The sequence below is a fragment of the Arenibacter antarcticus genome (assembly GCF_041320605.1).
GTDB classification, from domain to species: Bacteria; Bacteroidota; Bacteroidia; order Flavobacteriales; family Flavobacteriaceae; genus Arenibacter; species Arenibacter antarcticus.
This window is the reverse complement of the sequence record NZ_CP166679.1, coordinates 3,797,330-3,823,339: the sequence shown is the minus strand read 5'-3', so window position 1 is coordinate 3,823,339 and position 26,010 is coordinate 3,797,330. Positions and strand designations below refer to the sequence as shown.

Below are 26,010 nucleotides of genomic sequence, written 5' to 3'. Positions count from 1 at the left end.
TTGGTGTTATCATAAATGAAAATGATAGGTAAATAGGATCGTGATTTTAATAGGGCCTCCTCATATGTAAGTCAAAACGAAAGGAGCAATGGCAACTATATTTTAGCGTAGCCAGCGAGCTCCATAAAAAATATGTGTTTTTAATATTACGATAGGTAATGTTCGATCAATTTATACGACCAAACGCAGGATCACCCATACAGTTACAATTGGTGCTATACAGTTGTTTTGACCAAAATAGCTGTCAATGATAAAAATGGACTCCATTAAATTAGGCACATTTTTATCCTGTATACTGTAAATATTAATTATTTCAACAATTATAGAAAGAATGAATGCAGAAGCAAAATAATAAACTCCGGACATTTAAAACCCTAAATTTTCATAAAGCTATTCACCTCTCTTTGCTTCAATTTATAATTCCAGTATTCCTTTTCGTACAAGTCCCTGTAGAAGCACAGGATAAAGATATGCGTCTACCCATCATTATTGATGCTGATACGGCAAATGAAGTAGATGATCTTTATGCCATTGTACGAGCAATTGCAGAGCCCAAATTCAATATTCTAGGCATTACTTCAGCACAGTTTCATACATCACCATTGGCAACAGATAGTAGTGTTTATGAAAGCCAAAGAATTAATGAAAAAATACTTCGGTTAATGGGGCAGAATGCTATTCCGCTTCCTTTGGGGAGTAATGTACCCATAACGAATAGTGCAGAATCCGCTAATTCTCCTGCTTCGAATTTTATAGTTGGTATGGCGCATAAATTGCCTGCCGGTCAAAAATTGAATGTAGTCGTTTTAGGTTCTTGTACCAATGTTGCCAGTGCAATTTTGGAGGATCCATCCATTATACCAAAATTGAAAGTACACTATCTCGGTTTTTGGCATAATGTAAAAACCAATACTTATGATAAAAAGGAATTCAATACAGGAAATGACCCTAAAGCGGTAGAGATTCTTCTAAATACCGAAGGTCTAGATCTTACTATAATGACAGCAACTACGAGCCAGCACCTTGTGTTTAAAAAAGCAGAAGTAGAGATCAATTTAAAAAATAAGGGAGGTATCTCTGATTATCTGATAAACCGATGGGAAACCTATGAACGCTGGTGGACCAAAGAAGATCTGGAAAAGAGAAGCTGGATTATGTGGGATGTTGCTATCATAGAAGCACTCGCTCATCCCGAATTATCAAAAACCGAAACTTTTTTAACTCCTACAGAAAATACGCAGCGCTTAATTAACATCCATACAGAAATAGATATAGAAATTATGAAAACAGATTTCTGGCAAAGCTTAAAAAAAATATAAAAACAGGATGTACCTAGATGCCACTACTTCAATTTCAGATTTTGAGATTTGTTTACACAATATTGGTTTTTTTGATTCCAAACACGAACAAATTCTCACTGTAGAAAAGCCTGGTGAGGGAAACATGAACGTTGTCCTTAGAATCCGCACCAATAAGCGTTCTTTTATTATAAAGCAATCGCGTCCTTTTGTTCAAAAATACCCACAGATAATTGCGCCCATTGAGCGTATTGATGTAGAGTATCAATTTTACAAAGCAGTTACAAATAAAGCTATTGCACCACATATTCCTGATGTTCTAACCTATAATGCAGACAACTATTTATTAATTCTGGAAGACCTAGGGGATTGTAAAGATATGTCATACCTGTATGATGAAAGAAATATTACAACTTCCCAACTCCATCAGCTTTTGGATATTGCTTCCCAAATCCATAAATCCGCACCTATAGAATACCCTGAAAATATGGAGTTGCGATTACTTAATCACCAACACATATTTGTACTACCTTTTCTTAAGGAAAGTGATTTCTCCCTAAATGGCATTCAGGAAGGGCTTCAGGAACTCGCTCTAATGTATAGAACGGATGAAACATTAAAAAAAGAGATTTCAAAAGTGGGACTACAATACCTGTCTCAAGGCAATATTCTTTTGCACGGTGATTATTATCCCGGGAGTTGGATGACAAAAGGAGAACACATCTACCTAATTGATCCAGAATTCAGCTTTATGGGATTTGCTGAATTTGACATTGGGGTACTGGCGGCACATAGTATTATGATTACGATGAATATAGATTGCCTCCAAACAATAAAAAGTAGGTATCCAGGAAGGCTGAACGAACAATTACTCGCTCAAGTGGCCGGAATAGAGATGATGCGCAGGTTAATAGGCTTAGCCCAACTGCCTTTAAAAAGATCTTTTCATGAAAAAAAGTTGCTTTTAGAGATGGCCCGTGCATTGATTTTGAATAAAAGCAATTAAGATTTTTTGTTGAGAAATACAAAGGTTACGCTAAAAACCAGCCGTATCAACTCGGTAAATTTTAAAGGATTCTCCATTCTTTAAAATATTCCGTTCATAATACAATTATAGCTACATAGATTAAACTTCTCTGGAATTTCACAAGAGCGCCAGCTTTCTTGATTATTGCTTCAGCCACTGGCTAAACTAATAACTCAAATTGAACCATAATGTCTTGCGCCTGCCTTCCGTAGCTTTTTTGCGTAGGCATGGTTACCTGACTTTGCTTTGGTAAGGCACAAAATATGAAGATTGAGAATCTTTGCTTTTTTGAGCGGGTTGGTGCGTTGGCAGTCTTCGGTAAAGCAAAGTATTTGGAACTTCACTTTCTTTTTCCACCGCTTCACCTCGCACAAATTTTTAAAGATTATTAATCTTAAAAAATTATGTCGTCTGCTAAAAATCACTTTCTCAAAAGGTAATGAAACCGAGGTACGAGGTTCATGAAGACCTTTAAAAAACAAAACACTAGCAATGAATAAACAACTGCCCAACCTAGTCATTCCGGCGGGCTTATTATGTGAGTCAAAGCCTGTCCTGAGCGGAGTCGAAGGGATAGGAGGGAAGTGACACCGAACTTTTCGTGAGGTGCATGGATTCTTTACTCTAAAATAACTAAGTATGAGTAAATGTGTGTGTGTGTGTGAAGTGGGTTAAGAAATAATTATTACCAATCACCTAAAGTTCTTGATAAGTTGGACTTGCCGATAAATAATTGAACTAATAATATATAAAAACCCAGTACGTTTAGAACTAAAACTACTGGGTTTTATTTAAAAATATTTTAGTGAGATTTACTATTCTGCAGCTCCAGAAGCGGCAATGTTTTGTAAAGCGTTAGAAATTAATTCTAAATTCCCAGCGTTAGCGTCTATACCATGTCGGTCGGCCATTTCGTACGGATCGTTATAAATAATTTTAACGTCGCCGTTAGCGTCTTCATAAACCAACATTTTTTGAGGTAAATCCAAGGCTGCTGTACGAGAATCTTGCATTAAAGGTGTTCCTAATATTGGGTTTCCAAAAATAATAAGTTTTGCAGGCATTAATACCATGTCAACTCCCACCGCATTAGCTTGATGATCTAATTCTGCCATCACGGTAATAGGATCTATGCTATTTAAGGTGTTTAAGATTTGGTCGTAGGTGGTATCAAAATCATTCGGACTGTTCACTGTAATAATTCCAGCAGGATCATCTGTATCTACAGGATTTAAGATGACATCTTCTCCAGTGGCCGAATTAACGATATTGGCCAAGGCATTAGCGATGGTTTCAGTGGTAGTAACATCTCCTAAATTATGTCTATTCACAACATAATCTACAGAATTATAAGCCACAACCGTATCGCCGTCTTCATCAACATAGACTGTTATACGTTGCGGAAGATCTAATCCTGCTTGTATATTATCCTGCATTAGGGGCGTACCTAAAGCTGGGTTTCCAAAGAATATGGTTCTCGTAAAATCTAAAGTTAACCCTGCGTTAGAGGCGTTTTCTGAATGATTGACTTCGGCTACAATTCCAATATTATCGTTGGCATTTAAAATAGATATAATAGCGTTGTAAACGGTACTTGGAATTTCTGTAGTTTCTACATAAGCAATACCATATGTATCTGGACTGTTATTGTCTGGAAGTCCGTTGTTATCATCATCATCACAAGCGCTGAATACAGGGAGTACACTAAATAAAAACGTAATTAATTTTGTTGTTTTCATAGTAATCTATTTTTTACATGAACAGTGAAAATAAGGAAGGGAAGTTTTAATGTTTAGCACTATCACATCTAATCTTGCCGTAAATCCTAAAAGGTTTAAAGAAATCCGTCATATCGTCGGCAAGGTTTTCGGGTTTGCAAAAATCAATGGCAGGAGGGAAGAGGCAAGCAAGAGCTACAAGTTTTTTAATAATCTATCTGGCAGATCATTAATTTAGAACAGGTTACTGTTTCTTACTTAAATATTTCCAATAGCGTTTAGGCACGTGTTGTACATGAAATTTCATATTCTTTATAGACTTAATGTTTGTACTTTTAAAATAGTCGTTCCATAATTGCTGATTTGGCAGTCATCGGTATAGCAAAGTATTTGGAACTTCACTTTCTTTTTCCACCGCTTCACCTCGCACAAATTTTTAAAGATTATTAATCTTAAAAAATTATGTCGTCATCAAAAAAGTTTCTTCGAATAAGGTAATGAAACCGAGGTACGAGGTTCATGAATACCTTTAAAAAACAAAAGACTAGCTATGAATAAACACCTGCCCGATCTAGTCATTCCGGCGGGCTTATTAACTGACCGACTGAAGGAGGGGAGGCAATGTGTGTGAAATGGTAATTTATATGAAAACGCTGTAAAGAATAGAAGAGTTACATTAATTTTGTATTTTATATACTTTACATAAAATCAGAAACTTGTTAGAGAAAAGACAACAATTACCCCAAGAACAATTTATAGATGCAGATTATTTCATTTATTGTTTAGAAGGGGTTCATGAAATAGAAACGGACAAGGTTACCGAAGCCCAAGAAAACTTGGAACAATTGGCCATGAAATATGGAATAGCAAGTATATATAAAACATGCGACACCATTGAAGGACTAGAAGATAGCTTAAATGCACTGATCTTGGATGATCATAATTTTAAAGACTATGAAATAATCTACTTGGTTATAACAGGTGAATCAAATAGTATTTGTTTAAATGACTACTACTATAGTTTACAGGAAATTGCAGAAATTTTTGAAGGAAGGTTAAAAGGAAAGATTTTACATTTTTCAAATGCGAAAATTCTAGATTTAGACGAAGAGGAAGCACAATATTTTTTAGATATCACTGGGGCAAAAGGTGTTTCTGGCTATGGAAATGAATTTAATGGAATAAGCAGCTCAAATCTTGATATAGCATTCTTTAACTTATTTAAAGAAGATGATAATATGTTAGATGTTGTAGAAGAATTGCATCAAAGACATTACAATGTCTGCAAATTACTTGATTTTAGATTATATTATTAAACCCATATAGCGACTGATATTTGAAAAGCAATCGAGTCCCGAAGCTTCGGGAGCAGCGGCTATTTGAACCTTCGACTGCGCTCAGTACAGGCGCCAAATTATAGATACACGTGGCAAAATAGATTAGTATTTATTTTTAATTATGCATGCCTCCCATATTCATTCCTTTATCGTTCATCATCTTCAGACTGGTGTTCATACAATCTTCACTCATCATGCCTTCCTTATGCATGATTTGCATCATCTGATTCATCATTTTTCCATCTTTCATCATTGATTGCATCATATTCATTGACATCAGACTATCATTCATCATCATCTGCATACCCTGACCCTTCATCATATTACCCATTAAATTTTGGTTTCCCTTCATCATTTGCATTGCATGGTCGTTTCCTTGCATGTTGCCCATGAATTCTGTCATGTAATTGTTGTTGCTGGCAATCGCATCAAAAAGTTCCGTTCTTGTTTCTGAATTTTCGAGCATGGCGTTAGTATCTGTTTTCTGTTCGCAACTGGATAGAATTATTAAGCAAATTGCCAATAAAATAATTGTTGTTGTTTTCATAATATTTGATTTTAAATTAATAATTGTTAGCGTATTTCAATCTATTTCCGATCGTTCCTAAAATTCATTCTTCAACTGGAAATAGTCATTGCTATTTTCAAATTTGTTGTACAGGAAGTCCTAAAGTGATCCAGTCGTGCATTCCTCCCCTGTAGTATAGAATTCTATCAGCTGAACAACCTGCATCCAAGAGGTCATTTATAGCTGTTGACGATTGTGGGCATTGTGGGCCATTACAAAAAAAGATACTGGGATTGTTTTTGTCCAATTCATCCATTCTTTCCACCAACTCGTCATAAGGAATGTTTTTAGAGCCTGGAATAGTTACTGAACCGGAAGTATCCGGTTTTCTCGCATCGATAATGGGCAAACCTTTTTTGTGGTGATCATATACTTCTAGCTCTCCCACCGTATGCACCTGTTGTGCGGCCTTTATGGATTGAATACTGCCCCACGTAACGTCAACTTCGACTAAACCAAGTTCTGTTCCTATATTTTTGGGAATCATATGGTTCTCATCTCTTGTAGAGGTTCTACGCTCGGATATATCCTTAACTCTTGCCTTAAGCTCATTTATTTTATCTGTTTCGGGCATACCAACAGATTCAATTTTTTCATCTACAAGCAATAGTGGTGAGTCTTTCAAATGATGCTCTTCAAAGAATTCGGGATGCTCCTCAACATAAATTACCTTATATGGTAACCAAGCGGCTTGAAGCACTTTTTCAAGTGCAGGCCTGTGTTGACAGGTTTTGGTTGCTGCTATTACTATCTCCATAATTATTTTCTTTTTTTGAATTTGATAAATATTAATATTATTACAATTAGAAGTGCGAAAAACCACCATCCCATATGCATTTCTCAGTAATAGGAACCTCCATTATTGTGCATCATTTCTGAATTTTAAGTTGTATGGTTGCAACTAGTTAACGTTACTAATCCGATAATTACAATTGCTAATGTTCTCATAATAGTTAATTTATTTGTTGCTGATATTTTCATCTGTTTCTATTTAAAGGTTTTTGATGATTTTCTCTAACTTGTCTGTAATTTCTTCAGCTACCTTACTTAACTTTTCATTTTCCACAGCTTGCATTGAGGCCATTGGGTTTACAGCAGCTACCTCAAAAACTCCTTCTTCAATTTCCTGTACTATGACATTGCAGGGCAACATCGTTCCAATTTTGTCTTCTGCTTGTAAGGCTTTATGTGCATAGGGTGGGTTACAAGCTCCAAGGATCCTATACTTTTTAAAGTCTATATCCAGTTTTTCCTTTAAGGTTTCCTTGATATCAATTTCTGTAAGAATACCAAAACCTTCATCTTTTAATCCTTGAGTAACCTTATCTATAACCTCCTCAAAAGTGCCTTTGATTGTTTTATTAAAATAATACTTCATTGTTTTTAATTTTTAATATTCAATGTTCGTTTTTGTTCTTCATATTCTTCTTTAGATATTTCGCCCTTTGCGAATCGGCTGTCCAGAATATCCATGGGTTTTTCGTCCTTCACGGTATTTTGTCCATTTCGTCTATTGTACAGAAATACTGCCAATACAAGTACAAACGGTATGAGTATCCACCACCACATCATCATAATTTTATAGTTTTAATAGTTAACTAATTATTTTTATTTGTAATTACCCCATTCTTTAAAGAGGATTTTATTATCCTTCATTCTTCATTTTCCCTTTCATCTTCATCATCATTTCGGGATTTTTATCCATCATTTTCTGCATCATTTCTTCCATCATTTCAGGGTTTTCATCCATCATTTGCATCATCTTTGTTTTCATTTCTTTTTTCATCGTTTTGTTTTTATGGATTTCATCCATCAGCATTTTACGACCCTCTTCACTCGCCAGCATTTTATCGAGCATTTTAGATTGCATCTTTTGCATCATTTCCGGATTTTTCTCCATCATCATCTGCATATGGGATTGCATTTTTGCTTTCATTTCGGGATTTTTCTCCATCATCATTTTCATATCCCCAGATTCCATCTTTTCCATATGAGCTTTCATCAATATCTTTTTGGCTTCTTCACTTTTTTGTGCCTCACTGATGAAATTGGCAAACTGAAGAGGGTTTGAAATGATTTCTTGATAAATGGCATTTCTATTTTCATCAACCTGCAATGTCTCGGTGGCATTGAAAGCTGACTTACAGCTAACCACCGTACCGATTAATGCAATAACCAATAGAGTTTTTACTATTGTTTTCATGTTTTTCATTTTTATTAATTTTAAATTATTTAAATACATTTTTTATGTTGAATCCTTGTTGTTTTTGTTGGCAGTTAAAAACCATCTTTCTCCTAAAATAATAAGCGTCATAGCCACTAATACAACAAATATGACTGATATATCAATGCTTGCTTTTATCCATAAAAAGGCACTTAAGACAATGACATCTAATAATATGGCAGTTATAATTATAGCTGAATTAGCTTTAACTTCCTTTCTTAAATTTCGCAGTATACCCCATTGGATGCCGATGTCCATTACTAAGTAAAATATTGCCCCCAAAGAATGCTATACGACTTAAATCAAAAAATATAGTTAACACAATTGCAATAACAGCAACATATGTTTTTGAATATTCCCAGGCATTCCAAAATGTTTATGAGGAATGAGCTTCATTTTTGTTAACATTGCTGTCATTCTTGATACGGCAAAGATGCTGGCTATAATTTCAGATATAGTAGCTACTATTGCTATCCCAACGGTGAACCATAATCCGTATTGACCAAAAGCGGGCTTCGAAGCCTCGGCCAATGAATAATCCTTGGCTGCTACAATTTCTGAAATAGTTAAATTAGAGGAAACTGCAAATGCCACTAATAGATATATTACGGTACATATTGAAGCGATATTTTTATAGTTAGTATTCATATTTAGAATCTTACTGATAGTCCGCCACCTGCACCAAAACGGTTATCGTAGCTTGCAAACAATGAAAAGTTTCGTGATAAAAAATATTCCACACCTGCGTTCCAAACAACTTCGTTTACAAAATTGTCCCCTGCCGAAAGGTCATCCACCCATCCAAAATCTGCTTGGTACTCATAATTTCCGAAAATGGCGGTTCTCGGGAAAATGAGTATTTCACGGCTCAAACTAATCTGTGGCCTCAATTTATTATCGATACGCACATCAAGATTAAAGAGATAAGGCGTTAAATATCGAATTCCTATAATTGCTGTGGTTGAAAGTTCATCCAGACTATCTTCCATTTCATTTTCAATATTAACACCGCCAAACACTCTTAAATAATCGTGTAGATAACGTTCGTAGGTAACTTCTGCTTCCAAATTTTCATTCCATCCATATTCTGTCATCACATTGAACTGGTTACGAATGTTGGATGTTGTAAAGTTAAACTCGGTCATATGGGATGCTGCATCAAGCATTCCCCACGAATACCATTGATTTGTTTCGTGAATTAACTTTGAAACAGGGTATTCTTTCATTCTTATATCCCTAGGGGTGTCATAACTTATTACTCTAGCCATACCGCCCATCATATGATATAATATATGGCAATGAAAGAACCAATCTCCATACTCGTTACCATAAAACTCTATCGTAACTTCCTGCATCGGTGGCACATTAACCGTATGCTTCAAAGGCGAATATTCGCCGTTCTTGTTGATGACCCTAAAAAAGTGTCCGTGCAAGTGCATTGGGTGGTGCATCATCGTAAGGTTGTTTAACGTAATCCGTGTAATCTCTTTATGGTTGATTTTTATCTGGTCAGTTTCGGAAAGTGGCACACCGTTCATACTCCAGATGTAACGGTTCATATTTCCCGTAAGGTTCAGCAAGATTTCCTTAACGGGAACATCTTTGTTATAGGTTGTTTTTTCAAGCGACTTCAAGTAATCATAATTATATTCCGAAAACATATCCATTCCTTTTATGTCAGAATCATCCTCCATTTCTGAATCTTTGGACATCCCCATATTCATCTTTGAGTGGTCTGTTTTTTCATTCATCATTGAATCTTTGGGCATATCCATTTTCTTCTTGTCGTCTTTCATTTTTATTTTGCCTGTTTTATCCATATTCATTCCATCCATCTTCATCCCATATTCCTCTTTCAATTCAAAATTTTCATCTTTTTTGGGTCGGAATTTTAAAGCGTGTGCACCCATTTTCATATCCATTTTGGCCATTTTCTGCATCATCTTTATTTTATCGGGTTTCGGAACTACTTCCGCAGGAAGCACTTTGCCGTTTCCAATAAATGTTGTTGCAGTACCTGAACCATCTTGTGCCATTGCCCTGAACTCGATTTTTCCGTTTTGTGGAACGGTTAAAATAAAATCGTAGGTTTCCGCAATGGCAATAAACGTTTTGTTCTTTTGTATTGGTTCAACATTAAGACCATCGGCAGAAATCAGAGTGGGCATATCTCCACCAAAAGTCATCCAAAATTGGGAAGATGCCGAACCGTTAATGATTCGCAACCTCACTTTTTCGCCAGCTTTAAAATCAGGATATTCGGGCTGTTGCTGTCCATTTACCAAAAAAGCAGGATAATAAATATCCGCTATGTCAGCACCTTCCATTCGCTGTCTCCAAAAATCGAGCTGTGCACCAAAAGCACCACGGGCAATTACTTTATTTAATGGGGTGGATGTTCCTTTTTTCATTCCGTACCACTCGTTGCCACGTTTTAGGTTTCGCAGTACATTCATTGGTTTTTCATTTGTCCAATCTGAAAGCATCAACACCAAATCTTTGTCATAATCCAAGGTTTTTTCTTTTGGGTTTATGAGAAGCGAACCAAAGACACCGCTTTGTTCCTGTAACATCGTATGGGAATGATACCAATAGGTGCCATTTTGCGTTATAGGAAATTCATATTTAAAGGTTTCGCCTGGGCGAATGGGTGGCGTGGTCAAATAGGGAACACCGTCAAAAAAATTAGGAATGATAATTCCGTGCCAATGGACGGAGGTTTCCACACTCATTTCATTTTTTACATAAATTACCGCATATTCGCCTTCGGTAAATTCCAAAGTTGGGCCTGGAATTGTGCCGTTTACGGTCATTCCTTTTACCTCTTTTCCTGCTTTGTTTACCATTTCTTCCTTGATGATCAAGGTGTATTCGTGAACTGGCAGATTGTCATTGTTTCCTTCTCGGGACTGCTCATAAAGGTTTTGACCAAAGATGGTTTGGCATCCCAATAAAATAAGTAGTGATATGCATTTCAAATTCTTAATTTTTTCGTTTTTCTAATTAATATCTCGTTTAATAAAAATCATTTCGATACAATAGATCACCTCTTTTGACTTAATTGTTAACTATTAACATTATCCAACCCAAAAACAAACATAGACTACTTTCTTTTTGATTTAATCATTCGGATTTCTTAATAGATAGGTGTTATACATCGCATTTGCGTAGTTCAGGATGTACTGCAAAATTTTAAGAATTGATATGAAAATTTTCCAAAGGGAAATTCAATTCATCAACGACATTTACTAGAACAGTAGTGTCCCTATTTAGAAGATTCTATAAGGTAGTCAATTCTAATGAATAAGCATGCTATAATCCTCTTTTGTTTGTTTCAGTTCAAAATAAAGGAGAAGTACGATTAAACTTTTACCTTTTGAAGACAGCTTGGTTATTATGTAAATTAGAATCTCGATGTTTAACTTGGCCTCATAAAATTTTGGTTAAAACAATAGGAGAAATGAGCGTGCATATTTTAGGAGTTTAGTAATAAAGTTTCTTAAGTGTTTCAATTATACAAGGAATTTCAAAGCAATGTTAACTAGTTACAATGTTTCCTAAAATATAGCGAATGAGCCGTTAATTGTTTCCAAAATTATATGCAGCCTTGAATTTTTGTTTCTTTTGTTTCAATACAAAAGATAATGAAACATTAAAAAAAAGATTAATTGAAATTCTAAATATAACAAGTGCATAAAATTTTATTTTTACTCACGTATTTACTTAATTAGATAAAGCTTTAAATGTGTTCGTGAATCGCCTAAAAAGCGATTTCTTAAAATTTATGCTCTTGTGGCAATCCATGAGAATCGCTTAAAATTTTTTATGATGCACATTTTATCGAATACGCGATTTTTAATAAGAGTAAAAAGGTTAGCTTTTATTTTGGCGCCCGCCCGAACGTACCTTTTCGGTACGGGCAGGTTGACAAGCGATGGATAATTGTGTTTAAAATACGACGTAAAAAGTGAAAGTCTGGTAGACTTTAATTTTTTCGTGCGAGACGATGCTGCTGGAAAAGCATTTTGTGAGTATTTCGGTTCGTTTTCTGCCAGTGTTATCGGTCGGGTTTCTGCCAGGCATATCGGTTTAAATTGTGCCAGTTTTGGCTGAGCGTTGAACTTATAACGGTTCGTTTTGTGCCACTGGCCTTAGATCGATGAGCCTGTAACGGTTCGATTTGTGCCACTTTGAAAGATCAAGTAATATCTTGTTGCAAAATCGCGATAAGATATGGCCAAATTACATTAGGAGTGCTTTGCTGAGAATCGCGTATTTGAAATCTTGTGGCTTTTTACGGAATAAGAGAAATATAGTTAATTTACGAAAATGTCATAATGTGAACTATAATGTCTTGCGTTATGACACTTTGCTTTGGTAAAGCAAAGTATTTTACCTTTTACTTCTTATAAATTTTTCTTCTAATAACTTTCTTCTGAAAAGGTAATGGAACACTTATTAACTGACCGACGTTAGGAGGGAGGGCAATGTGTGTGGAATGATTTTATCTCTAGAGTTTCTTTTTGACAATATACCTATTATTGGGTATTGCCGATTTTAACATTTTTTTGTATTTTTAACATCTCCATTCTTATTCACTCGCTTTACTTCTTATCTGCGTTTTATTCAAACCAAACAAATATGAAAAAGCCAATATTACTAATTCTGTTTACTTCCTTACTTCTAAGTTTAAACAATAGTTGTTGTAGGAATTGTGATGATGATCCAAATCCTGTTGTCGACCCTCCGAATACTGGCATAGATAATCCTCAAGGTGGTGACGATAATCCACCAATAGATTCAAATGATGAGATAACTCTTGATTTAGAAGGAGTAAATAGTATTGATTACACCAAAGTTACCGCCACTTCCATAAGTCATCAAAACACCATTTCTAATAACGGTGTTTTTGATAATCCTTATGAGCCAAATGACATTCAAGATTTACCGGTGTTACTGCTAGAGAACGAAGAAATTTTAACTGGATATTATCTACATACCCTTACTTCGAATAAGGTGACTATCGATGATTTTTTATTTTATCATTTTAAGTCATACCCTAGAATGCTTTTAAAGAATATAAGCGATAATGTTCTTAGCTCTGAAATCAAAATATTATTCGAGTATGAAGATTTGAAATCCATCTTAGTTTCTTCCTTAAATAGTAATGTTTCTCCATTAGATAACGAAATATTCATTCAATCAATACGCTCTTTCGCTGAAAAGGACTTTACAGGCAAAACTGGTAAAGACATTGTAGGAGACTTCTATTTTGAATATAACAGAAATGGATTGACCAGCTGGCCAAACGAGATTGCTCTTTATGCCTCCGTGGGTTTTATCATAAGAGATAAACAAACGGGCGAAATTGTATTTGGTCCAGAATTGCTTAAAACAAATAGTATAGACTTTGGTTTAATACCTGTTGTAAATTGGTTACAAGCAAAATTTGGCGACCCTATTTCACGGACGGACTCATTTCAATTTACAGAAAGCGGGGAATACGAAATTATTCTCACAAATGGATTGTCTGGGGCTAACCCATTATTAGATCAAGCCGTCCTTGATAAAAACAAGGATGATTTTTCTGCATTAGTAATTTCACTCGTAACAGCTGGTCTTGCAAAGGCCCTTGAAGGAGATGGCTCATGCAACGAAGCGTTGCAAAATTTATACACCACGGCTGGGGGTTTCTTTTTAACGCAAAATCAAAATCCCACAGATGAGCAAATTGAAATGTTTATAGAAGAAACTGGCGCTGAATTGTTATCAAGTACTGGAGATTGTTTTGGGGGAGTTGTATATGCTTATTTCTCTGCTATAATCAAATCTGCTTTAAGCCTTCTAAATGCTGCTGCGGACATTTATGAACTCCGCTCATTATTCAAAGACTCTGCTATAGTATCAAATATCAATATTACTGAAAATCGTTTTTTTAATAACAATGTATCTTTTGGTGCACTTGAAATAACCGATGAGTCAGAAAAGGAATTTTCAGGTGTTGTTGCAGATAATCTTCAATACTCAATAACGATTACTGAAAAAGGAATTTTTTATGATGTAGAGAGTAGTGAAACAAGTCCTTCATCATTCATTCCAGATATATCGGATGAAGGCGCAAAAGATTTACCTTTTAAGTATGAAATTGTTTCTGGTGATGCACTTATACCAAATGGCCCAATATTTAAGACTCAATTTGACGGTGCTCTAAATTTCAATATGACAATGGGGAATGAAGATTCTGAAATTTTAATATACCCTGATTTTGAATCAACCGTCATCAATCAGACCTCCATTAACCTTACAAATTTGGAAAATGATGTTTTAGTCATAGAAGGCAATACTAATTTTGGTGATGTTGCAATTAATCAATCCAAAGAGGAAGTTTTTACCATAACTAATCGGTCTGATAATGTAATGACTATCAACCAAATAATTACCCCTGATGGATTTTCTTCTGTTCTCTCTGACGGTACTGGGGCTTTGATAGAGATAGAACCACAAGGGTCTAAAACAACTATTATTGAATTTAACCCAACCGTGGCAACACCTTATAGTGGTACAATAACATTTGTAAACAATGTTTTTCAAGAAAACAATACTATTACCGTGACTGGGAATGGTACTGATGAAAATAATGAAGTTGATTTGACTGGGTATTGGACTTTTTTATGGGAGAATGTAGCAACTGGCTCAACCACGAGTTATGACTCCCAAGGAGAAGTCCTCTATGTTGTAGCAGATCCAATTGGTGATTTTTTATATAATGTTCGCTTCGATTCAAATGGCGAACTAATAGTTACCGGTAGCCCAGAAAGCGCGACATACAGTAATTCTAGTGGCTTACTTACCATTAATGTCACGTATGACAGAAGTAATTATATACAAATATTTTCCTTTAGTGGTACTTGGAGCGAACAGCAAAGTGCCTTTATTGGTTCAGGTACATTAAATTCTACCCAATGGTCTTCAAATGAAAGAATTAGAAAATCAAGTGAAGGAGATGCTAATTTTCAACAACTTACCCTTTTTAAGTAAATAGAAAAATAACTTCTGATTAGATGTATACATTATGTCAAATAGAAACTAAAAAAAGGTTTCTAGGTACACGATAGGTAGCAAGGGCTAAGAAATTATCTCGCAGAGTAATTTTTAGCTGTTGCGGCAAGCTAACGAGAATGTTATTAAAAATTTATTTACGAATAGTTTCTCATAAATCGCAAATTTCAAAAGAATCTAAAAGTTTTGCTTTTTTTGGCGCTGGCCGAGCGCTGGCAAATGGAGTAAAAAATAAAATGCCATAAGCATTTTGATTTTTTAAAACCATGCGTGGTTGGCCGAGCGGCAATTTGACATAACGACAAATTATAGATACAAATTACGCGATAAAAGATATTTTAGCGGCGAGTTGAGGCGTTGGCAAAGTCGCAGACACCGCTTAAAAAAGATTCATGACCCTGCACATAATTTGCTTAAATAATAAAATGTTCAGGGATATTTTACATAATGCAATTATAGCTTATATAGATTAAACTTCTGTGGAATTCCACCAGCGCGCCATCTTTCTTGATTATTGCTTCAGCCACTGGCTAAACCAATAACACAAAATGTTCTATAATTTACATTATGTAAAATAGAAATACTAGAAACCCTATCTCTCTTATCGTTCTATTAAACACCTTCCTTCCAACATTTCCTGCTGCATCGTCTCGCCGACCTTTATAATTATCCACAGGATAATTCAAAGGATCGCGTATGTAAAATAGAAACACTAGAAACCCTATCTCACTTATCGTTCTATTAAACACAGGATAAGCATAGCGGACCCGGTATTTAAAATTAAGTATCTCCAAAATTTTGGGCGAGCTGCAACGCTGAACTCAATTTGTACTTTGGTCATTATATATTCCAGTCACCAATACAACCAACTCTATAATAACTTTAACATCACCAAATGGATTTGGGTCAACAATTAATTCATCCTAACTAATCCGCCCCCTTACATAAATGTATTTTTATCTGACATATTAATCTAAAACACTCTTATGAAAAAGATATTTTTTTTATTTATGACGGCTACGGCACTAGTTGCCACCAGCTGTACCAATGACGATGACCGTGTGCCGGGCGAATTTAACGGTGACAGTAAGGTCTATCAATTACAATCCCGTTCCGATGCTTCCGTGTCTGGAACAGCTACCGTAGTTGAGAATTCAGATGGAACCGCAACGGTGAATCTTAAATTGAACGGAACATCCTCGGGCAGTCACCCTGCACATATACATGCAAATTCTGCAGCCGAGAGCGGAGATATTATTGTAGACCTTACCCCTGTAGATGGTGCTACAGGAGAAAGCACCACTATTATTGCAACCAAAAAAGATGGTTCAAAAATCACCTATGCCCAGATTTTAGAACTAGATGGCTATATAAACGTACACCAAAGCGCTAGCGATCTAGGAACCCTTATCGCCCAAGGTGATATCGGAATTAACGAGCTATCTGGAGAATCCAAGGAATATGCCCTAAATAGTGTTGTTGTACCTACTATACAAGGCACCGCTACAATATATAAGCGTATTAGTGGAGCTTCCCTCCTAGAGATCCAATTGGAAGGTACGCCCGAAGATGGGGAACATCCCGCGCATATCCATGCCAATACGGCAGCAGAAAGTGGTGCTATAGTAATTTCGCTAGCTGCAGTTAATGGCGAAAGCGGAAAAAGCTGGACACATATTGAAGCAGATGATGAAGATAACGCCGTTACCTATGAGAATCTGTTAGATTATGATGGTTATATCAACGTGCATTTATCTAGTACCGAACTTGGAGTTCTTGTAGCCCAAGGAGATATCGGTCAGAATGAACTTACAGGGAACCAAAAATCCTATGATTTGGCTGCCGTGACCAACGCAGCAATTTTTGGAACCGCTACCTTTTCTGAAAGGGTAAACAAGGAAACCTTAGTTACCTTGGAATTGACCGGAGTGACTACAGGTGGAATTTATCCTGCACATATTCATATGGGCTCCGTGGCCAATGCCCCTGGTGCTATTATTGTTTCCTTAGCTAATGTAATTGGTGAAACAGGAATCAGTAAGACTAATGTTACCAAATTGGATGATGATGGTGCTTTGGATTATGAGGCGCTTTTAGCCATAGACGGTTATATTAATGTTCATTTGAGTGCTAGCGAACTTGGAACCTTAATTGCCCAAGGGAACGTAGGTGCCAACGTTAACTAAAAAAATAACTATTCCCCCAATTAAAGAAGCCTTGATTCATAAAATGAATCAAGGCTTCTATTTTTTTACAGTCGATTTTCATATAATACCTATATAATTCCGATCTAGATATTTAGCTCCAAAAAATTAATACCTTAATTGCTTACAATATTCATTAACCGAATTTTTAATTTCCATGAATGAACGAATTTGTAATAAAGTTTTTTCAAAGAGCTCAATTTTTAAATCCCTTTCCCGTTTTAAAGCACTAATTAATTCTAAATTGTTATTCTTTAAAGAGATTATAGATCGCTTTATTGCTTCCGATTTAGCAAACAATGAATACGTAGTAGGTTCATAAATGTACGAGCCAAATTGCTTTTCCAACTGTTGTAAATCCTTTTTGTTTCTTTCCAATTTTAAGACACAATGGCTAATAGACGAGCCAATGGAGGACCTATCTATCAAATTCCTAGAAATTGTTTGAACACTTTTCATGAGACAAGATTTTAAGGGTTAATGCGCTTTTTTTACTCTTATATCAATTATATTTTATATTGTTATAGTAATATACAACATATATCGTTGTATTCATATGCTCACACCCCCCATTTAACATTCATTTAATCAATACTTAACATACCAACAACCCATTCTACCCTATAAAAAGAGCGAAAAAACTTCCAAATTTCATTTTAAGGGACCTACACCCCCTATTATTTAAAATTTTCATAAAATTCTATAAATGCAATAAGGATATAGTGAAGTAAACCTGAGAACCTACGAAACACAAAAAAGCCCCGATGAGTACATCGAGGCTTGTATAGCTATCAAAAATAAAATCTATTAGCTTACCAGCTTATTTCCTCACTTTTACCATTTGGATAATTAACTGTACCTTTTTGGTCACAATCTCCATCACCAAAGTCCAATGAAGCTGATAACCCCTCTACCTCTAGAGCCAAAACCCCGGTGGTAATATAGGCGCAACCTATCTTTCCAGTCAGTGGAGTGTCGATCTTAAACTTATAAGTAGTTGCATTGCGGACTATATCCCAAGCTCCGCTACAGGAAACATCGGCTCCTTCTGTATTAAAATTATCTATATTCCAAGTATATATCTTGCTGCCCTTATGGGTGGTTACCAGATCGTTGGCATCTACGAACTTCATATTGGTGTCAATTGTAAATACCAGCTTATTAGCTTGTGAGAAATCGAATACCATGCTCTTAGTCCCTTCCAATACATAATTATTATAGGCAAAGGAATTAAAGCTTATTTCGAAACTACCTGTAGTACCTTCCGTATTTCCTTCCTTAGCGGTCAGGGTCAAGGTGCCATTTACCGTATTCCCATCTACTACACATTGGTTATAGACAACAGAAATACTTTTACCAACGAAACTTAAGGCGGCGCAATCGGTGTTGGTCTTATTGGTGGAGCCCACTTTATTAGTAATTAATAATTGTGAAAGCATTTCATCTAAGCCTTCGGTGGCACTATTGGCTTCCATTTGGACCTGCACCTCTTGGGAAGTAAGGCTTTTACTATAATCGTTCAAAGCATCATTACTACAACCGCTAAGCAAAAGCATCCCAAAACCCAAAAGTAATACTGAATATTTTTTCATTCTTTTTGTTTTATACATCTTTTTACTAACGCGCTAAAATAACACGAATTATGTTTTTAGCACAAAAAAGCCTAGAAAATCGACCTACTACCCTGTTTTGTAGGGTTTTACCTATAAATTCCATGAATTTTATCGATAAAATTTCGAATATCACGAAGAAAATAGTTCAAATTCTTTATAAATCCCGTTCAAAATAGAAGCTTATTAGCCTCCCTCCTACTTCTTAATAACCTTTAAGTGAACTGCTTAGCCAATTTAAATAGGAGGTGAAATTAATCGAGTTCAATCTGAAAATTGTTGAAAGCATCTTTATTATAGGACATCTTTTGTGTGCTGGGCGATATTGCAAAATGTGGTGAAAACGTACGCATGATCACTGTTTTCCCATCGGGTAGGAATTCCATGATCCGCAACCAACCTTCGCCCCCATTACCATGCCAACCTCCTCCCATGGCCTGGGCATTGAATGTAATCTGATTTATTTTTTTTCCTCCAGCATTCCTATCTATTTTATGTGCGGTATGCGCCTTAAAATCGTTTGGAGCACCTATATGTCCAGAAATCACCATTTGTACATTATTGGAAGGGGCCACTAATTTTTCCCAAATAGCTTTCCCATAATTACGATCTACTATCGGATAATTTTCCTTTTCTATATGTTCGTTTTTTGCATTTAAATAAGAATGGGTCAGTACCACGGCGGTATGGTCTTTAAATCGTTCCTGAGAAAGCACTCCATCTGCCCAGTTGAGTATGGTATCGCGAGGAGCGAATTCCAAATTTAAAAACAAGAACTTTCGTTGTTGTGGCGAAATAAATTCATAGGCCGCATTCTCCAAAGAGGGCATTAGGTCTATATTTTTTCCTGCTTCCCGCAAGGCTTTCGCATTTAGAAGGTTTCTATGAGATGGAAAATAGTTATTGTAGTTCGATTTCCGATTTTCCACGCTTTTATAGCCAAAATCGTGATTGCCAGCAGCCAAGATATAGGGGACTTTTCCATCCAGTCTTTCAAAGGCATGGGAAACAGCCCTCCATTGGTCTCTACTTGGAAGATTTCCATTTCTACCATCGGGCACCAACAGTTCGTTCTGCTCTACAAGGTCGCCTGTACACAATACCATTTTTATGTTTAGGGGGTCTATATTCTCACTTATCCAAGCGGTCATGGTTTCTAATATTCCATGATTTCTCTCAAACTTCACATAGGTCTGGGTATCAGGCACCAAGATAATGGACCAGGAATCTGGATGCGATAATTTTGGGGCCGAATAGGTTTCTTGGCCGTTGCTGAATTGGAATACAAATACAAGTGAAAATAATACGGAACAATAATGGAATAACTTCATTTCAGGTCGATTAAATAATTATACTATTGATAAGCTTATAAAAATGCCAATTTATAGTATTTTATTTGAAATGCCACCAAAAACACCTTCTAGGATTGAAATTGAACAATACAATTCCCCTAAGTTCCGTATCTTAATGAAATATAAAAAATGGGATCCTCCTAAATTTTAAATATCACCCTTTAAATTGGGGTTTAAGGTTTATTAATATCTATTTTTGCCAACTTTTCTATTACAAAACAATTGACAATGCCGTTGACCCAATCCAAGGACATATTACACACCCATTTAAAAAAATATTTTGGTTTTGACCATTTTAGAAGCCAGCAGGAATCCATAATTACCTCAGTTTTGGAAAAGCGAGACTGCTTGGTTATCATGCCCACCGGTGGTGGTAAATCGGTTTGTTTTCAGCTGCCCGCCCTAATATTCGAAGGGGTTACCTTGGTAATTTCGCCATTGATTGCCCTAATGAAGGACCAAGTAGATGGTTTGCGGGCCAACGGTATCCCTTCCGCATTTTTTAATAGCAGTCAATCTGGGGAAGAGCAGCAAGATATTTTAGATCAGGTAGCTAAAAGGGAGCTAAAATTACTGTATGTGGCTCCAGAAAGTTTGGCCGGACTCTCCCCTATCCTAAACCAGTCGCATATCAGTGCCATAGCGGTAGATGAAGCGCATTGTATTTCTTCTTGGGGGCACGATTTTAGGCCCTCCTATCAGCAATTGGGATTTTTGAAGAAAACATTGCCCCAAACCCCGATCATTGCTTTGACCGCTACTGCAGACAAGGCCACCCGACAAGATATTGTAAACCAATTAAATATCCCTTCTGCCCAACAGTTTCTAGCTTCCTTCGATAGAAAGAATATCGCCTTGGAAGTGCGTGCGGCTCACGATAGAGTATCCAAAATTTTGCGTTTTATAGAACAGCGACCCAACGAATCTGGAATCATCTACTGCCTAAGCAGAAAATCGACCGAAAATTTAGTGGGAAAACTGAAAAATAGCGGCATCAAAGCTGCCGCCTATCATGCGGGACTAAATTTCGACAATAGAAATAAGGTGCAGGAAGATTTTATATTCGATAAGACTCAGATAGTATGTGCTACCGTAGCTTTCGGAATGGGCATAGACAAGTCTAACGTACGATGGGTGATACATTATAATATGCCTAAAAATATTGAAGGCTATTATCAGGAAATAGGGAGGTCTGGAAGAGACGGTTTACCAGCCCGAGCCCTATTGTTCCACAGTTATGCCGATGTGATTCAACTTCGAAAATTTGCTGAAGGTGCTGCCAATGAAGAGGTGCAAATAGCAAAACTGGAACGGATGAAACAGTTTTCGGAAGCGCCTACCTGTAGACGAAAAATACTATTGAGCTACTTTGGGGAGTTTTTACAGGAAGATTGTGGGAATTGCGATGTCTGTAAAAACCCGCCACAATTTTTTAATGGCACCGTTATCGCCCAAAAAATATTGTCGACCATCGCCCGTCTAAAAGAATCCGAGCCCACGGGAACGGTCATAGATGTTTTACGCGGAGCGCAAAATGCATCCATATTGGATAAAAACTATCATCAACTCAGCACTTTTGGGATAGGAAAAGATATTTCTTGGAACGATTGGCAACATTATGTTATTCAAATTATTAATCAGGGCTATTGTGAAATTGCCTTTCATAAAAACAACACCCTTAGACTGACCTCCTTTTCAAAGGCGGTCTTATTTGGAAAGACCGAAGTGCGACTGAGCAAACCTGTAGATAAAGAAACTAAAGCGGCAGTAGAAAAGGAACAAAGGGCCAAGCCGATCGGAACAAATTCACTGTTTGAACGTCTTCGTAAATTGAGGTTCCAAATTTCTTTGGAAGAAAATATCCCAGCCTACCTGGTTTTTAATGATGCTACCTTAAAGGAATTGGAAGCCGAACGTCCCACCACTGAGGAAGATTTTATGCAGATCAATGGTGTTGGCCAACGAAAATTGGAAGTTTATGGGGATCAGTTCATTCAAGAAATAAAGGATTTTCAAGCGGAAAAAACGAAAAAAAAACAACGTAAATCCCACACCTTTAACGACACCTATGAATTGTATAAAGCGGGGAAGAGTATAGAGGAGATAGCCAAAATAAGAAAACTTAAATCCACTACCATATTTTCTCATTTGGCAAAATTGTATACCGACGGGAAAGAGGTAGACATTTTCCAATTTGTGGATAGAGCTGCTATAAACCAAGTAGCAAAGGCAAAAAAGGAACTGGAAAGTCCAGATGGACTAAAGCCTTACTTTGAATTTTTCGAGGAGAAAATGGAGTATTCCACAATTAGATTGGCACTTAGCGTTATAGAGAAAGAGAATATGGCATAGTTGATTTATATTATTATGGGCTAACCAGAATGTTTATTTTCAATACACCTGAAAACCTGTTTTACAATGTGTTATATAGTCTTAGTGAAAGCAACTGATTAATACATGCCCCTTGTTGCGTTCTAGGAGACTAAGGAGTCGCACCCTCAAGAATACACGTTATAACCACGGGAGGAATTCTACTCACTACTCGTGATAGTTATGGAGACTATCGATTACTGATTACGGAATTCTGACTACCTTCATATCTGTTTATAGAACATTAATTACGCTTATTTATAAAGTGATCGGTGTAAAACTTGACACAAAAGAGGCTATTAGTTTTTTGGAAAAAGCTTAGTATCTAGACCAGGGATTAGTTTTAAGGCGTTTTTATAATACACCTTTTTTAAGACCTCGTCAGGAAGGTCCAATCCGTACATGGCCCAAAAGGCATGGTATTTTTTATGATAGGGAAAATACTCGTCATCAGATTCCAACACCCTAAAATAGGTAGGAAACTCCTCTGGTTTCCAACTGTCCTTCCCAAATAGAATTCGATCTTGATATTTGGTGAAAAACTGATTAGCATTTCTTGGTTGTCGCCCTAATTCCGCAATAATAGCCCCTATACCTACGTACATATTTGGCATTTCGTCCAATAGCTTAGCTAAAGTCCCCAGATCGTTCGCATACCAACCCATATGTGCATTTATAAAGGTGGTTTTGGGATGGTTCTTAAACATATTGTGCTGTTCGGCAATGATCTGTTCCCAGGAAGCAGGATCGGTCGCTGAACGCTTTCGGCGGGGATGGGTTTTTAGTTCCAGCCACCGTTCATTATCTGAATTCACCTCGTCCCAAAACGGTTTAGGATCTGCGGAATGAATGAGTACAGGTACTCCTAGTTCCCCACATTTCTCCCAAATAGCAGCCAACCGTGGGTCGTCTATGGCTAGGCGCTTTCCTGCTGTATCGGTATTTCTCATACCTAGACTTTTATACACCTTTAAACCTTTGGCGCCATTTTTTATATCCTCTTCTAGTTGGGCAACTGCTTTTTCGGCCCAATCTGACGTGCCCACCCCATCAAAATCCACATTGGCAAAAACGACAAATCGATTCGGAAAATGGTTGTTTATATTTTCCACGGATTTTTGAAGTCGAGCACCAGAACCCCCGCTAAGGTTGACCATTACGGCCAAATTTAACTTATCCATATCCGAGACAAGTGGCGCAAGGTCCTGGCTAGGCATTTCATATTGATGTCCATGTACATCTATAAATGGAAACTTGGCCCTAGTGATTTCATTTCCAGGAACTTTAAGGGTAGAAACAGGATTGTACTCCTCAAAACCCATTTCTTGACCGACCATAAGATTAGCGGAAGTTATAATTCCAATCAAGAGTGAAGCGATTACAGTTTTATGATTCATGCTAACATTTAATTAAAAATTAAAAATATGGTTTAAAAGGGAGAATGAGGTAGAAATAATTTACTTTAAAAAACCCCTTGCATCACGATTTACGTGAAGAACATGTGCGATTCGGTTTTCTATCCCTCCGGTTTGCACTTTTGGTTTAGTCATTAAAACTGCCACATTTTCTCACTACTCATATTTCATATCTCAATACTTGGTACTAACTACTTTGTACTTAATACTACATACTATATTCCACCAACCTCAAATACTCCTCATACGTATCCACATCCGCTGTTTTTCCTTTGGGATCAATGTTTAGTAGTTTCTCTGTATGAAGTCTAATAATATCCCTAGCCCCAGAATCGGTGTTTAGCTGTTGTAGTTCCAAGAAATGTGATGCCCCAAAAATAGCAGGCACACCATTACCATGAGTATATTGGGTGGCTATTATACTATGATCAGTGCCGTCAAAGGCAGTTATCAATTGGTTTAAATAAGAAGTATCTATCAATGGTTGATCTGCCAACAATACTAAAATTCCATCATATTTTTCAGCAGGTGTCAAGATAGATCTAGTCGCAAATGCAATGGAACTCCCCAAACCAGATTCCCAATCATTATTCAGGATAATAGCTTCCTCTTTTAGTCCAACGCTATTTTTAATGGCATCGGCATTCGCGCCCAACACCACAAAAACATTGCTGCAATTAGACTCTTTGGCATTTTTTATAGCATTTCCGATTAAGGTAGACTTCCCCCAAGGCAATAGCTGTTTTGCAATTCCCATTCGGGAAGAGGCTCCTGCGGCCATGATCATTATGGCGATGTTGGATTTAATCGGTTTCATTAGTCGTGAATTCCTGAACTTTTATCCTTTAGGGGTATAGGCTCCTGCTTTCTGAGAACCGACAATATTTCAGCAATTATGGCAATTGCAATTTCTTGAGGAGTTTCTGCTCCTAAATTGAGTCCTGCTGGACCGTGGATACTATCTAAAAAATCATAGGAAAGCGTAGGACTGCGGTCCATTAATTCGTTAAAAAGCTTTTCCCTGCGGCTGTGCGGACCTAAAAGCCCTAGGTATAAGGGTTGCGAATCTTTTAATGTTATAAGATAGGCAAGGTCCTTGGAATAACTATGGTTCATTAGAACAATAGCGGTGCGATTATCTATGCTATTGACAGGGAATTCTTCAGGCAAAATCCCTAAAAACTCATGAGCTCCTACAAAGTCCATAATATTTTTTTCCTCAGCTGGATCCGCAAATATTGTCACTTCCCAACCCGTTAAGGTGGCCAAGGCATTTAATTGTAAGGCATCGTGCTCTGCACCAATAATAAATAGTTTGAAACAAGGTTTCATCTCCTGCTCAAACCATGCCATGGTTTCCGCTTTTTTAAAACCAGGAAACATCGGTAAAACGGCATCCCCAAAATCTACCGTAGAGCCAAACTGCTTGTTGGACCCTTCATTTTTATCAAAATAGGAAGTAACCTTAAAGTCGCGCCGCAATTTTAAGGTCTCCGCAAAAGCATCCAAAAATTTGGCATCGGGGCGAAAAGGTTCCAACAAGATATAAAGCACCCCCTCACATCCCAATCGATAGCGCCCATCATAGGTCATTATCTTGGCCGTTTGATCTTCAAATACCGATTGCGCCTGTCGCAATACTTCCTTTTCCACACATCCACCGCTAACTGCGCCTATCATATGCCCATCCTGTAAAATCAGCATACGAACCCCAGGTCTTCGGTAAGAAGAGCCGTCCAAAGCCACAACTGTTGCCAAAACGCATTTCTGAGCTTTTAGGGTAGCTTGTTGATATGCCTTAATAATTTTTTTGAGTTCGTGTGTCATA

Annotated in this window: 21 protein-coding genes and 1 pseudogene; 6 read left to right on the top strand and 16 right to left on the bottom strand. The window is 36.8% G+C overall.

The window, feature by feature from the left end; translation table 11 throughout:
• Positions 1–335 precede the first annotated feature (335 nt).
• Together KCTC52924_RS15760 and KCTC52924_RS15755 are read left to right on the top strand one after the other, a co-directional pair.
• Positions 336–1,319 carry a nucleoside hydrolase gene (locus tag KCTC52924_RS15760; protein ID WP_251805718.1) on the top strand — a complete coding sequence of 328 codons (984 nt, stop codon included), beginning with the start codon at positions 336–338 and terminating at the stop codon, positions 1,317–1,319.
• A 7-nt stretch (positions 1,320–1,326) separates the two neighbouring features.
• Positions 1,327–2,304 carry a phosphotransferase gene (locus KCTC52924_RS15755; RefSeq protein WP_251805717.1) on the top strand — a complete coding sequence of 326 codons (978 nt, stop codon included), beginning with the start codon at positions 1,327–1,329 and terminating at the stop codon, positions 2,302–2,304.
• An 836-nt stretch (positions 2,305–3,140) separates the two neighbouring features.
• On the opposite strand, the gene KCTC52924_RS15750 is transcribed toward KCTC52924_RS15755, so the two are convergent.
• Positions 3,141–4,064, bottom strand: a complete 924-nt coding sequence (locus KCTC52924_RS15750) for a DUF302 domain-containing protein (RefSeq protein ID WP_251805716.1) — start codon at positions 4,062–4,064, stop codon at positions 3,141–3,143.
• A gap of 223 nt (positions 4,065–4,287) precedes the next feature.
• Positions 4,288–4,404: pseudogene (locus tag KCTC52924_RS15745) on the bottom strand (DUF4130 domain-containing protein); the annotation flags it as partial.
• 355 nt (positions 4,405–4,759) lie between these two features.
• Here KCTC52924_RS15745 and KCTC52924_RS15740 point away from each other — a divergent pair.
• A complete protein-coding gene (locus tag KCTC52924_RS15740) occupies positions 4,760–5,359 on the top strand; it encodes a DUF6642 family protein (RefSeq protein ID WP_251805715.1) in 600 nt (199 codons plus the stop codon).
• A 136-nt stretch (positions 5,360–5,495) separates the two neighbouring features.
• On the opposite strand, the gene KCTC52924_RS15735 is transcribed toward KCTC52924_RS15740, so the two are convergent.
• The 8 genes from KCTC52924_RS15735 to KCTC52924_RS15700 form a co-directional block, all read right to left on the bottom strand.
• On the bottom strand, positions 5,496–5,927 hold the full coding sequence (locus tag KCTC52924_RS15735) for a hypothetical protein (protein ID WP_251805714.1): 432 nt from the start codon (positions 5,925–5,927) through the stop codon (positions 5,496–5,498).
• A 97-nt stretch (positions 5,928–6,024) separates the two neighbouring features.
• Positions 6,025–6,705 (bottom strand): rhodanese-like domain-containing protein, encoded by a 681-nt coding sequence (locus KCTC52924_RS15730; protein ID WP_251805713.1) that lies wholly within the window; start codon positions 6,703–6,705, stop codon positions 6,025–6,027.
• A 234-nt stretch (positions 6,706–6,939) separates the two neighbouring features.
• Entirely contained in the window at positions 6,940–7,326 is a 387-nt protein-coding gene (locus tag KCTC52924_RS15725; protein WP_251805712.1) for a DUF302 domain-containing protein, read from the bottom strand.
• 5 nt (positions 7,327–7,331) lie between these two features.
• Positions 7,332–7,523: an SHOCT domain-containing protein gene (locus KCTC52924_RS15720; RefSeq protein ID WP_251805711.1), complete on the bottom strand. Its 192-nt coding sequence runs from the start codon at positions 7,521–7,523 to the stop codon at positions 7,332–7,334.
• Positions 7,524–7,593: 70 nt separating this feature from the next.
• A complete protein-coding gene (locus KCTC52924_RS15715) occupies positions 7,594–8,151 on the bottom strand; it encodes a hypothetical protein (RefSeq protein WP_251805710.1) in 558 nt (185 codons plus the stop codon).
• Between the two features lie 42 nt (positions 8,152–8,193).
• Positions 8,194–8,430, bottom strand: a complete 237-nt coding sequence (locus tag KCTC52924_RS15710) for a hypothetical protein (protein WP_353057436.1) — start codon at positions 8,428–8,430, stop codon at positions 8,194–8,196.
• Between the two features lie 57 nt (positions 8,431–8,487).
• Positions 8,488–8,820, bottom strand: coding sequence for a hypothetical protein (locus KCTC52924_RS15705; protein ID WP_353057435.1), 333 nt, complete (start codon positions 8,818–8,820; stop codon positions 8,488–8,490).
• 2 nt (positions 8,821–8,822) lie between these two features.
• Entirely contained in the window at positions 8,823–11,159 is a 2,337-nt protein-coding gene (locus tag KCTC52924_RS15700; protein ID WP_251806027.1) for a multicopper oxidase domain-containing protein, read from the bottom strand.
• A gap of 1,654 nt (positions 11,160–12,813) precedes the next feature.
• Here KCTC52924_RS15700 and KCTC52924_RS15695 point away from each other — a divergent pair.
• On the top strand, positions 12,814–15,210 hold the full coding sequence (locus KCTC52924_RS15695) for a hypothetical protein (RefSeq protein ID WP_251805709.1): 2,397 nt from the start codon (positions 12,814–12,816) through the stop codon (positions 15,208–15,210).
• 1,007 nt (positions 15,211–16,217) lie between these two features.
• Positions 16,218–17,417 carry a CHRD domain-containing protein gene (locus tag KCTC52924_RS15690; protein WP_251805708.1) on the top strand — a complete coding sequence of 400 codons (1,200 nt, stop codon included), beginning with the start codon at positions 16,218–16,220 and terminating at the stop codon, positions 17,415–17,417.
• Between the two features lie 126 nt (positions 17,418–17,543).
• On the opposite strand, the gene KCTC52924_RS15685 is transcribed toward KCTC52924_RS15690, so the two are convergent.
• From KCTC52924_RS15685 to KCTC52924_RS15675, 3 genes are all read right to left on the bottom strand, one after another.
• Positions 17,544–17,894: a hypothetical protein gene (locus KCTC52924_RS15685; protein ID WP_251805707.1), complete on the bottom strand. Its 351-nt coding sequence runs from the start codon at positions 17,892–17,894 to the stop codon at positions 17,544–17,546.
• A 353-nt stretch (positions 17,895–18,247) separates the two neighbouring features.
• Positions 18,248–19,027 (bottom strand): hypothetical protein, encoded by a 780-nt coding sequence (locus KCTC52924_RS15680; protein WP_251805706.1) that lies wholly within the window; start codon positions 19,025–19,027, stop codon positions 18,248–18,250.
• Positions 19,028–19,299: 272 nt separating this feature from the next.
• Positions 19,300–20,376 carry a metallophosphoesterase gene (locus KCTC52924_RS15675; protein ID WP_251805705.1) on the bottom strand — a complete coding sequence of 359 codons (1,077 nt, stop codon included), beginning with the start codon at positions 20,374–20,376 and terminating at the stop codon, positions 19,300–19,302.
• Positions 20,377–20,625: 249 nt separating this feature from the next.
• On the opposite strand from KCTC52924_RS15675, the gene recQ reads away from it, so the two are divergent.
• Complete coding sequence (recQ, locus tag KCTC52924_RS15670; RefSeq protein WP_251805704.1) at positions 20,626–22,749, top strand: DNA helicase RecQ; 2,124 nt, start codon at positions 20,626–20,628, stop codon at positions 22,747–22,749.
• Between the two features lie 317 nt (positions 22,750–23,066).
• Here recQ and KCTC52924_RS15665 read toward each other — a convergent pair whose 3' ends face one another.
• The 3 genes from KCTC52924_RS15665 to KCTC52924_RS15655 form a co-directional block, all read right to left on the bottom strand.
• Entirely contained in the window at positions 23,067–24,164 is a 1,098-nt protein-coding gene (locus tag KCTC52924_RS15665) for an amidohydrolase family protein (protein WP_251805703.1), read from the bottom strand.
• Between the two features lie 226 nt (positions 24,165–24,390).
• Entirely contained in the window at positions 24,391–24,999 is a 609-nt protein-coding gene (locus KCTC52924_RS15660; RefSeq protein ID WP_251805702.1) for an NTP transferase domain-containing protein, read from the bottom strand.
• The gene (locus tag KCTC52924_RS15655; protein ID WP_251805701.1) at positions 24,999–26,009 is read right to left on the bottom strand and encodes an XdhC family protein; all 1,011 of its coding nucleotides are present in this window, start codon (positions 26,007–26,009) and stop codon (positions 24,999–25,001) included. Before KCTC52924_RS15655 ends, KCTC52924_RS15660 begins: the two co-directional genes overlap by 1 nt.
• Between the last annotated feature and the right edge of the window lies 1 nt (position 26,010).